Consider the following 10,524-nt stretch of genomic DNA (forward strand, 5'->3'; position numbering starts at 1 on the left):
CAGCTTAAATGAAATTTTTCTCAACATCTCACGCCCGCTCATGCGCCAACGCCTGCCGCCGCTCAATCCGCTCCGTGCGTTCGAGGCCACCGCGCGGCGCGGCAGCGTGTCGAGCGCGGCTGAGGAGCTGCACGTCACGACGAGCGCCGTCAGCCACCAGATCCGCATTCTGGAAGGGCAGCTTGGCGTGGCGCTGTTCGTCCGCTCCAAGGCGCGCGTCAAGCTGACCCCGGAAGGCGAGGCGCTCCTGGAACCCGTGAAGGGCGCGTTCGACATGATTGCGAACGCTGTCGTCAAGCTCGCTTCGCACGAGATGGTGGGCAACCTGGTCGTATCGGCGCCGCTGTCGTTTACTTCGCGATGGCTCGCGCGCCACATCGGCGAGTTTCTCGACGCGTACCCGGCGATCAATCTCAAGATCATTCCGTCGAACGACGACCGGGAGGTCTATTCGGACGATGTCGATGTCTGCGTGCGCTATGGCGAGGGCCGCTGGCGAGACCGCAAGGTTCAACTGATCACGCATCCGGCGCTGTTCCCCGTCGTCAGCCCCGCGCTGATGAATAGCGACGGCGCGATCCGCAAGGTTCAGGACCTCGCGGGCAAGACGCTGTTCTGCGAGCACTCGGGATCGTGGATGCGATGGCTTGCCGCGGCATCGGCGGACAAGCTGGAGGGAATGCGGATTCTGGAAATCGGCAACGCGCACATCGGGATCGAGGCCGCCGTACGCGGGCAGGGTGTCGCGCTCGGGGACAGCTTCTCGGTGCGCGACGATCTCGCCGACGGCACCTTGATCCGGCCGTTCAGCGTCACGGTGCCGGCGCGGCACGCGTACTACCTCGTCTCGCGCCACGAGCTATCGGACATGCCGCTGGCGTCTACGTTTGCGGGGTGGCTGGTGGCGACGCTCGGGTAGGGAAGGCACGCAAACGGACAGTGGGCGGGGGCAGGAACGGTCATTGCGCGCTTGTGGATGAGATAGGAGAGGCGAGCGTTATGTCTGCATCGCGTCATATCTACAAAGCGCTTTGAATTTTCTAGTTCCTCAAGTTCCGTTAACGACCCAAAGGAGAAACCATGAAGAGCACCGACTTCATCAAGGCTGCATGCGGCGTCGCCTGCGTGGCTTTCGCATTGAACGCGACGGCGCAAACCAACGGTTCAGCCCCCGCGGCAAGCGCCGAAACAATGGGGCAGCATCTCGACGACGGCACGATCACCACCAAGGTGAAGGCCGATTTGCTCACGGCGAAAAACGTGAAATCGACCCACGTTCACGTGCAAACGCGCCAGGGCATTGTCTGGTTGAGCGGCACGGTGCCGACCGTCAAGGACAAGGCGGCAGCCGCCGAAGTCGCGCAAAACGTGACAGGTGTGGCTGGCGTGAAGAACAATCTGAAAGTGGCGACGGAATGAGCGCCCGCGGCCCGCAATGGGCCGCGTCCCCGTTCCTTTTGCACGGGGTTTTTGCTGCGCCGCAAGATAGGTGGAATCGGTGCGGGGTCCCAATTAACGGGAACACGTGCGGATTGCGGTGGTGCAGCGCATAGAGGAATGTCTGAGCTTGAGCCGGTGCTTTCGCACGACGTAAAATAGTTTCACATCGGTTTGCGGGGCCCAGACATGAATCTGGCTTCTCCTTGCAATTTCAGGCTGGAAAGCCGGCAGTGCCCGGCGTGCTTTGGCCTCGCTTTTCCGGGCGAGTCCGGACGTCGTCATGCCATGGCCGCCAAACTCGCGCCATGACCCCGCTCATTTCCGTCAAACGGCTCAGCAAGAGCTTTCCCGGCGTGAGGGCGCTTCACGAAGTTCAGTTCGAACTGATGGCGGGGGAAGTTCACGCGTTGATGGGCGAGAACGGCGCCGGCAAATCGACGCTGATGAAAATCCTCGCCGGCGTCTATACCCGCGATTCGGGCGATATCCTCTACGACGGTCAGCCGGTCGATTTTCATAGCCCGCGCGAGGCGCAGGCCGTGGGCATCGGCATCATTCATCAGGAACTGCAACTGATGAATCACCTGACTGTCGCGCAGAACATGTTCATCGGCCGCGAGCCGCGCTCGCGCTTCGGCCTCTTTCTCGACGAAGACAAGCTCAACGATCAAGCGCGCGACATTCTCGCGCGCATGCACGTGAAGCTCGACCCGCGCGCGATCGTCGGCTCGGTCACCGTCGCCAAGCAGCAGATGGTCGAGATCGCCAAGGCGTTGTCGTTCGATTCCCGCGTGCTGATCATGGACGAGCCAACCTCGGCGCTCAACGACGCCGAGATCGCCGAGCTTTTCCGCATCATCCGTCAGCTCAGGGACCGGGGTGTCGGCATCATCTACATCTCGCACAAGATGGATGAGCTCAAGCAGATCTCCGAGCGCGTCACCGTGCTGCGCGACGGCGAATACGTGGCCACGGTCGGCACGAAAGACACCAGCGTCGAGGCAATCATCGGCATGATGGTCGGGCGAACCTTGACCGACCTCGCCCCTTCTCACGGCAAGGAGAACCAAGGCGAGGTCGCGCTCGAAGTGAAGAACCTCCACGCCGGGCCGCTCGTCAGGGACGTGAGCTTCGCATTGCGCAAAGGCGAGATTTTGGGCTTCGCCGGGTTGATGGGTGCGGGGCGCACCGAAGTCGCGCGCGCGGTGTTCGGCGCCGATCCGGTCGAGTCCGGCGAAACGATCGTGAAAGGCGTGAAGGTGACGATCAAGAAGCCGAGCGACGCGGTCAAGCACGGCATCGGCTATCTCTCGGAGGACCGCAAGCGCTACGGTCTCGCGACCGGCATGGACGTCGAATCGAACATCGTGATGTCCAACTTGCGCAAGTTCCTCGCGCTCAACTTCGTCTTGCGCCGCAATCAGATGCGCCGCACCGCCTCGCACTTCATCAAGCTGCTTGCGATTCGCACGCCGTCCGCGGCGCAGCAGGTGCGGCTTCTGTCGGGCGGCAATCAGCAGAAAGTCGTTATAGCGAAGTGGCTCGAGCGCGATTGCGACGTGCTGTTCTTCGACGAGCCGACGCGCGGCATCGATGTCGGCGCCAAGAGCGAGATCTACAAGCTGCTGCGCGCGCTTGCCGACCAGGGCAAGGCGATCGTGATGATCTCGTCGGAGCTGCCGGAAATCCTGCGCATGAGCGATCGCATTGTCGTGATGTGCGAGGGGCGCATCACCGGCGAGCTCTTGGCGGCGGAGGCGACGCAAGAGCGCATCATGCACCTGGCCACGCTGCGCGAAACCTTGAAAGCGGCATGAGCCGCGAGAGATCCTCTACATGACACAGCCATCGGATACGTCGGCGCTGGGCAACAAGGAAAGGCCGCCGAGCCTGAAAGCGCGCGTCTTTGCGCCGAGCACGCTGCAACGCGTGCTCGCCTTCGCGAGCTTGATCTTGCTGCTGGTGTTTTTCAGCTTCGCCTCGCCGGCGTTCATGCAGATCGACAATATTCTCGGCATTCTGCAAGCGACGGCGGTCAACGGCGTGCTCGCGATCGCGAGCACGTTCGTGATCATCACGGGCGGCATCGACTTGTCGGTCGGCACGCTGATGACCTTCACGGCCGTGGTGTGCGGCGTGTTTCTCACTTACTGGCATTTGCCGATGTGGACCGGCGTCGTCGCGGCGATCGGCACGGGTGCGTTCTGCGGAACCGTATCGGGCACGCTGGTGGCGAAAATGAAAATACCGCCCTTCATCGCCACCTTGGGGATGATGCTGTTGATGAAGGGGCTGTCGCTCGTGGTCTCATCCGACGAGCCGATCTATTTCACCGACACCGAAAACTTCTACCGGATCTCGCAGGATTCACTGATCGGCTATTTTCTGCCGAGCGTGCCCGTTCCAAACGCGGTGCTGATTCTGTTCTTCCTGGCGATCGTGAGTTCGATCGCGCTCAATCGCACGGCGCTCGGCCGCTACACCTTCGCGCTTGGCAGCAACGAAGAAGCCGTGCGTCTTTCCGGCGTGAATGTCGATCGCTGGAAGATCGCCGTGTACGGATTGGGCGGCTCGATTTGCGGGGTCGCGGGTCTGCTCATCGCGTCGCGTCTGAATTCGGCGCAGCCGGCGCTGGGCCAAGGCTACGAGCTCGAGGCGATCGCGGCCGTGGTGATCGGCGGCACCTCGCTTTCCGGCGGCTCGGGCACGATTCTGGGGACGATCATCGGCGCGTTCATCATCAGCGTGCTGACCAATGGGCTGCGCATCATGTCGGTGGCGCAGGAATGGCAGATCGTGGTGACGGGGCTCATCATCATTCTCGCGGTCTACGCCGATATCTTGCGGCGCAAGAAGGGCTGACGTGAAGCGGCACGAGTTCGAGAAGGGGTAGTTGGAAAGGAGAAAGGCTAGGTTCCAAACAACTGGAGGTTGATGTTCCACCTTAGGAGGAGAGACATCATGTTGAATAGAAGAATATTCCTTGCGGTGTTCGGCGTTGGCGCTTTCATCGGCGCGACGAGTCTTGCCGTTGCAGAAGAACCGTATATCCCGCTAATTTCGAAGGGTTTTCAACATCAGTTCTGGCAGGCCGTCAAAGCCGGCGCGGAGCAGTCGGCCAAGGAGCACAACGTCAGGATCACCTTCGAGGGTCCCGAAACCGAGGCGATGGTCGATAAGCAGATCGACATGTTGTCGGCCGCGCTTGCCAAGAAGCCGCAGGCGCTTGGCATCGCCGCGCTCGACAGCAAGGCGGCCATTCCGCTCTTGAAGCGCGCGCAGTCCGAAAAGATCCCGGTGATCGCGTTCGACTCCGGCGTCGACAGCAACATTCCGCTCACCACGTGCGCGACTGACAACCTTGCCGCTGCAGCGCTCGCCGCCGACAAGCTGGCCGAGGCGATCGGAGACTCGGGCGAAGTCGGCGTGATCGTGCACGACCAGACGAGCCGCACCGGCATCGACCGCCGCGACGGCTTCCTGAAGGAGATGAAAGCGAAGCATCCGAACATCAAGATCGTCTCCGTGCAATATGGCGGCGGCGACCACTTGAAGTCGGCGGAAATCGCCAAGGCGATGATCGCGGCCAATCCCAACCTCAAGGGCATCTTCGGCGCGAATGAAGGCTCGGCGGAAGGCGCTGCGATCGGCGTCAAGGAATCGGGCAAGAAGCTCGTGCTGGTCGGCTACGACTCGGGCAAGGAGCAGAAAGAGGACATCAACTCCGGCCTGATGCTCGGGGCCATCACGCAGAATCCGGTCGGCATCGGCAAGTGCGTCGTCGACTCCGCTGTGAAGGCGATGCATGGCGAGACGCTGCCCAAGAAAGTCGACACGGGCTTCTACTGGTACGACAAGACCAACATGAGCGATCCGAAGATCGCTGCGGTGCTCTACGATTGACCGTCGTTTCCAAGGCGCGGTTGCGCCGCTAAGACTCGACGGGAGAGGAGGGGCCGCGGCCCTTCCTCTTCTTTTTTGTCGACCCGAGTTAGCGCTTTAGCGCTTACTCGGGTCCCATGCTGTGGTTGCTGGAGTTAGTGCTTTAGCACTTACTCCAAGCCCACAGCGAGGGACCACAGATGACTACGATCACAAGACTGTCGGTTCGGGATATACGGTTTCCCACTTCGCGTTCACTCGACGGCTCCGATGCGATGAACGCCGCGCCCGATTACTCGGCCGCTTACGTCACGCTCGACACCGATTCGCCGAAAGGGCTCGCGGGCCATGGACTCACGTTCACGATCGGGCGCGGCAACGAGATCTGCGTGACTGCCGTGGAAGCGCTCGCGCCGCTCGTCGTCGGCAAGACGCTCGAGGATATCGCCGCGAACATGGGGGCGTTCTGGCGCGCGGTGACATCGGACAGCCAGTTGCGCTGGATCGGCCCGGACAAGGGCGCTATTCATCTGGCGACGGCCGCCGTCGTGAACGCTGTCTGGGACCTGTGGGCCAAAGCGGAAGGCAAGCCGGTGTGGAAGCTGCTCGCCGACATGAGCCCGGAAGCGCTCGTGCGCTGTCTCGACTTTCGCTACGTGACCGATGCGATCACGCCGCATGAGGCGATCGCGATGCTGCACCGGCATGCGCCCACCAAGGCGGCGCGCGAACAAGAGATGCTCGCGCACGGCTATCCGGCCTACACGACGTCGGCCGGCTGGCTCGGCTACGACGACGACAAGATCCGCCGGCTCGCACGCGAAGGCGTGGCGCAAGGCTGGACGCACTTCAAGCAGAAAGTGGGCGGCGATCTCGAGGAAGACGTGCGGCGAGCCCGCATTCTGCGCGAGGAAATCGGCGCGGACCGCAAGCTGATGATGGACGCGAACCAGGTGTGGGACGTCGACGAAGCAGTGGCGAACATGCGCCGCCTCGCGGAATTCGATCCCTGGTGGATCGAGGAGCCCACGAGCCCCGACGACATCCTCGGTCACGCGGCGATCCGGCAGCGGCTACATCCCATCGGCGTCGCGACCGGCGAGCATTGCCAGAATCGCGTGATGTTCAAGCAGTTGCTGCAGGCGCAGGCGATCGACTTCTGCCAGGTGGACAGCTGCCGCCTGGGCGGTCTGAACGAGGTGATCGTCGTGCTCTTGATGGCCGCGAAATACGGCGTGCCCGTGTGTCCGCATGCGGGCGGCGTCGGCTTGTGCGAGTACGTCCAGCACATTTCGCTCTTCGACTATATCTGCGTGTCGGCGTCGCTAGAGAGTCGGGTGCTCGAATACGTCGATCATCTGCATGAGCATTTCATCGACCCGGTCGTGATTCGCAACGGCCGTTACATGCCGCCGCAACGTCCCGGCTATAGCATCGAAATGCACGCGGCGTCGCTGGATCAGTATCGCTTTCCGGATGGGCCGGTGTGGCGGCCGTGATTCGTCACTGTTCGACGGCGCGCCTCGTCCGCTGACTGGGGCGCCGTTCCCATCGGATTGCCCAGGTCGCCGCGACGAACGGCGCGGTCAACGTCGGCCATCCGGTGAGGCTCGCCGCATGTTGAAACAGCGCGGCCACCATCGCGCCGCCGAGCGCCACCCATAAGCCGCGATCCGCAAGCGCGAGCGCGGCAAGCGCAGCGTTGAAGCCCAGCAAGCCCTGGCCGACCAGGGTCGCGTCGCCACCGGCCAGGAGCGGGATACCGGTGGCAAGCGCCGAGCCGAGCAGCGCGTAGCAGGCGCTGCGGCGCGACGCGATGGCGATGCCGATCCAAACGAGCCCGCCCGACAGCAAGCCCGGGGCGAATACGATCTGGCCGAAGCTGCGAACGATGTCGCCGGCAAATTGCACGAACGAGGGGGCATGGGACATGGCGCCGGACGACGCGTCCGTTGAGGCGCTGTGTGACGCCGCGGCTAGCGGCAGCCAGAACCAAGTGGCGAACACGAACGGCGAGGTGTACGGCGACAAGCCGCCGGCGCGCAGCCAGTGCCGCAGCGGGCTCGACAGGCAAGTCGTCAGCGCCGCCGCAAACACCGCGACGGCTATCGCGACTCCATGCGCGTCGATCAACGAGAACGCGGCGAGGGCGGCCAACGCGCCGTTCACGCAATCGAGTTCGAGCCGGGCATCGTCTTCGCGATGGTCCGAGACGGACGCGACGGCGAGCGCGGTGACAATGCCGATCAACGCCGCGCACGCGAGCCAGCGATCGAAACAGACCAGCGCGGCAAAGAGGAGCAAGCCCGTGGCCGCATTCGGCTGTAAGACGATTTGGCCTAGGCCGCGCAATACGGTGCGTGGCGGGAAGCGTACGGCTAGGTGGCGAACGTCGTCGGACATGCGTGGAGCAATGGCACGACGTTGCGTGCGTCGATGTGATTGAAGAAGGCCGGCGAGTGAGCAAAATGCGCCGAGACCGGAGAATAGGGGAAAACCCCCTCGTGTCGCATTCGCTGCATTTAATAGTCGTTATTTGCGAGCGGTTGGATTGGATGTTGAAGGGCGGCGAGTTTCTGCAACAGGCAGACGATGCTCATGTGCCTGTCACGCTAAGTGTTCTTAAAGGAAATAGGGCGATAAACCTTTATCAACGACTTGGGTTTCGGGTGGTCAACACGACCGGAACGTCTTTGCAAATGAGGCGGGGGTAAGCGGCAGCAGTCGGTAATTTTCGGTCACTTGTCGTGAAGGCCTTGATCGCTGACAATCGGCGAGCTTCTTATGATTTATGGTGCTGCAGCGTTTACCCTCGGTTCCGACGACACTAACCACGAGGCGATCGCTCTGACCTGAGAGTCAGATTTGGAAAAGAATGGCATTCGACACGATGACGCATGTCGAGCGATAAGGAACGGTTGAGAAAGCGCGTAAGACGACGGACTCGGGCGTGCCGTGGGGTCGATGAAGGCAATTTGAAACCATACAAGGTGAAAGGGAAACATGGCCGCGGCGCATTCACCGAAACGGATTCTTGTCATCCGGATCGATTTTTTAGGCGACATGCTGTGTACGACAGCATTCCTTGGCGCATTGAAGCAGCGCTGGCCGCATGCGGATCTGCATGTGCTCGCGAACAAGTACAACGGGGCTGTCCTGCCAGGCAATCCGGACGTGACAGCTGTGCATACCTACGTCTATAGCAAGCAGTGCGAGCGGAACACCCGGCCTGGAAGGAGGCGCGCGCTGGTCGACCGACTGCTGCTTATCTACCGATTGAGGCGCTTGCGGTTCGATCTGGTGATCGTGCCCAACGGCGGCATGCACAAGAACAGCGTGAAATTCGCACGGCAATTGGGAGCCAGGGACTGCCGCTGGCACGATGCCAGCACCGAGTTCGACGACCGGAAGCACGCACATGTGGCACATCGGCCGATGCGACACGAGGCGCTGTCCGGATTCCAGCTTGTTCCGGAGTTGGGGGAGACCAAGGTGGACGGGCTCGCCCTCTCCGTTTATCCGAACCCGCTATTGCAGCGCGAATGGCAACTTCGGCTGAGTCGACAGTCGAAACCTCTCGTGGGCCTGTTCATTGGAAACAAGTCGGCGGAGCGGCGCTGGAGCATCGAGAAATGGATGCGCTTAGGGCAGCAGTTGGGTCAGCGGGCCGACGTGGTCGTGTTTCACGATCCGGCTGTCGCGGTCGACGCGATCGAGTGGCCCGACGCGGCTACGCGCCATGTAACGACATCGTCTGTAGCTGACTTGATTGCCGCGACGAGTCTGCTCGACATCATCGTTTCGGCGGACAGTGCGCCTGTGCATCTCGCGTCCGCATTGGGGCTACCGGTTGTTGCGCTATTCGAGGACCGACCGGAGAAGTATTTGCGCTGGCACCCGCTGGGTGTCGAGCATGTGATTGTGCGAAGCGGCAGGATCGTCGATGACATCGACGTCGAGGCCGTCGAACAAGCGGTAGATCGTTTTTTGGCCGGTGTGCCGCCTTTGAGGTTTGTAGAAACGCAAAAGGACGTATACGAGTCTTAGGACGGGAGTCAGTTCGGCCAGGAGCGGTCGGCCGTCGTCGCCGCTCGGATCGTTGACAATGGCCTACGCGCACCGCTGGTGCGATTCTGCATTCGAGAGAGCATTAAGTGACGGGAATATGCATCAGGTGCGCAAATGTCGACGACGCGCAAATGATCGCCGATTTTCATGTGATGGTCTGGAGGCATACCTACCTAGAGCTTGCGCCAGCGGAAGCATATGCCACCCTCAACGAGCAATATCGCGGCAAGCAGTGGAAGGAAAAACTGTCTTCGAATGACAGCGGCCAGATTGTGCTCATAGCGGAGATTGACAATAGAACCGTTGGAATTGGAGCCGCTGGCAGCCCTTCAGAATCGATATTCGATGGTCGCGGCGAGATCAAATTCCTCTATGTCGATCCCGACTTCAAGCGCCGCGGCATCGGCCGCGAGTTGCTTGCACAACTCGCGATTCATTTGAGAAGAATGCACTACCAGGGGGCCGCTTTAAGCGTCGTCAAGGGAAACGAGTCCGCAATCGCCTTTTACGAGGCGTTAAATGGCCGGCCAGCAGGCGAGTACATCGACCCGGGGCCGGTCTGGCGATCGCAAAACATCGTCTTCGCGTGGGATGACCTTACGAGTCTTATCTCCTGAGAACTGACGCAAGAGTTCTTACACGGAAGAGTGCTGCTCCACACAGCACATGCTCATCGCACGAGGCAGCGCATGATCTTACCCACGTACCGTGCGATCTGAATGTGCCGCCCTTTTGTCCGATTTTCATCAGGTCGCGGCAAATAGCGTGAACTACACTGGTTTTCGCCACGCGCCTTTAAAGCGTGGCTGACTCACGAAGTCCTCATCGCGCGAACCTTCGTGCACTTCTGCTGCACTGGTCCGGCAACACCAGGCGAAAACCGCCGCGCCTGGTGAAAGCGTTTCGTCGTTCACTACTTCAGCCCACACCTGGGCTATCCCGCCTCGCATCCGGAAACAATCGGCCGCTCCGGGAGCGGCTCGTTCTCCGCTCGTCGAACGTTCAGAGCGACACAGCCAGGTAGCACCGGGGCCATTTCCCATTCATTGCGTGGATTTGAATCAGGGATCCAGCTGTCAGTTGGGCCCTGCGCGTCGCAACGTCAAACGTCTAAGTCGCCAACAAGGAGATGAT

9 protein-coding genes are annotated in these 10,524 nt (G+C 61.4%); 8 read left to right on the forward strand and 1 reads right to left on the reverse strand.

What is annotated here, in order from left to right; all coding sequences use genetic code 11:
- Window positions 1-40 precede the first annotated feature (40 nt).
- The 6 genes from AAHK20_RS27720 (at window position 41) to AAHK20_RS27745 (ending at window position 6,821) form a co-directional block, all read left to right on the forward strand.
- The gene (locus tag AAHK20_RS27720) at window positions 41-919 is read left to right on the forward strand and encodes a LysR substrate-binding domain-containing protein (protein WP_449184683.1); all 879 of its coding nucleotides are present in this window, start codon (window positions 41-43) and stop codon (window positions 917-919) included.
- 161 nt (window positions 920-1,080) lie between these two features.
- Window positions 1,081-1,419: a BON domain-containing protein gene (locus AAHK20_RS27725; protein ID WP_449184684.1), complete on the forward strand. Its 339-nt coding sequence runs from the start codon at window positions 1,081-1,083 to the stop codon at window positions 1,417-1,419.
- Between the two features lie 326 nt (window positions 1,420-1,745).
- Window positions 1,746-3,257 (forward strand): sugar ABC transporter ATP-binding protein, encoded by a 1,512-nt coding sequence (locus AAHK20_RS27730; RefSeq protein ID WP_449184685.1) that lies wholly within the window; start codon window positions 1,746-1,748, stop codon window positions 3,255-3,257.
- A 19-nt stretch (window positions 3,258-3,276) separates the two neighbouring features.
- Window positions 3,277-4,302: an ABC transporter permease gene (locus tag AAHK20_RS27735; RefSeq protein ID WP_449184686.1), complete on the forward strand. Its 1,026-nt coding sequence runs from the start codon at window positions 3,277-3,279 to the stop codon at window positions 4,300-4,302.
- A 99-nt stretch (window positions 4,303-4,401) separates the two neighbouring features.
- Window positions 4,402-5,343, forward strand: a complete 942-nt coding sequence (locus AAHK20_RS27740; protein ID WP_449184687.1) for an ABC transporter substrate-binding protein — start codon at window positions 4,402-4,404, stop codon at window positions 5,341-5,343.
- Between the two features lie 179 nt (window positions 5,344-5,522).
- Window positions 5,523-6,821 (forward strand): L-fuconate dehydratase, encoded by a 1,299-nt coding sequence (locus AAHK20_RS27745; protein WP_449184688.1) that lies wholly within the window; start codon window positions 5,523-5,525, stop codon window positions 6,819-6,821.
- A gap of 4 nt (window positions 6,822-6,825) precedes the next feature.
- On the opposite strand, the gene AAHK20_RS27750 is transcribed toward AAHK20_RS27745, so the two are convergent.
- Window positions 6,826-7,725, reverse strand: a complete 900-nt coding sequence (locus tag AAHK20_RS27750) for an urea transporter (protein WP_449184689.1) — start codon at window positions 7,723-7,725, stop codon at window positions 6,826-6,828.
- 600 nt (window positions 7,726-8,325) lie between these two features.
- Between AAHK20_RS27750 and AAHK20_RS27755 the strand changes: the two genes are divergently transcribed.
- Window positions 8,326-9,369, forward strand: a complete 1,044-nt coding sequence (locus AAHK20_RS27755) for a glycosyltransferase family 9 protein (RefSeq protein ID WP_449184690.1) — start codon at window positions 8,326-8,328, stop codon at window positions 9,367-9,369.
- Window positions 9,370-9,521: 152 nt separating this feature from the next.
- A complete protein-coding gene (locus tag AAHK20_RS27760) occupies window positions 9,522-10,007 on the forward strand; it encodes a GNAT family N-acetyltransferase (RefSeq protein ID WP_449184691.1) in 486 nt (161 codons plus the stop codon).
- The last annotated feature ends 517 nt before the right edge of the window (window positions 10,008-10,524 follow it).

This window comes from Trinickia camelliae (genome assembly GCF_053525655.1).

What these genes read in the sequence shown, in the direction of transcription:
- AAHK20_RS27720 (WP_449184683.1), top strand. Translation starts at nt 41, where the DNA reads ATGCGCCAACGCCTGCCGCCGCTCAATCCGCTCCGTGCGTTCGAGGCC.
- AAHK20_RS27760 (WP_449184691.1), top strand. Translation starts at nt 9,522, where the DNA reads ATGATCGCCGATTTTCATGTGATGGTCTGGAGGCATACCTACCTAGAG.
- AAHK20_RS27735 (WP_449184686.1), top strand. Translation starts at nt 3,277, where the DNA reads ATGACACAGCCATCGGATACGTCGGCGCTGGGCAACAAGGAAAGGCCG.
- AAHK20_RS27730 (WP_449184685.1), top strand. Translation starts at nt 1,746, where the DNA reads ATGACCCCGCTCATTTCCGTCAAACGGCTCAGCAAGAGCTTTCCCGGC.
- AAHK20_RS27745 (WP_449184688.1), top strand. Translation starts at nt 5,523, where the DNA reads ATGACTACGATCACAAGACTGTCGGTTCGGGATATACGGTTTCCCACT.
- AAHK20_RS27740 (WP_449184687.1), top strand. Translation starts at nt 4,402, where the DNA reads ATGTTGAATAGAAGAATATTCCTTGCGGTGTTCGGCGTTGGCGCTTTC.
- AAHK20_RS27725 (WP_449184684.1), top strand. Translation starts at nt 1,081, where the DNA reads ATGAAGAGCACCGACTTCATCAAGGCTGCATGCGGCGTCGCCTGCGTG.
- AAHK20_RS27750 (WP_449184689.1), bottom strand. Translation starts at nt 7,725, where the DNA reads ATGTCCGACGACGTTCGCCACCTAGCCGTACGCTTCCCGCCACGCACC.
- AAHK20_RS27755 (WP_449184690.1), top strand. Translation starts at nt 8,326, where the DNA reads ATGGCCGCGGCGCATTCACCGAAACGGATTCTTGTCATCCGGATCGAT.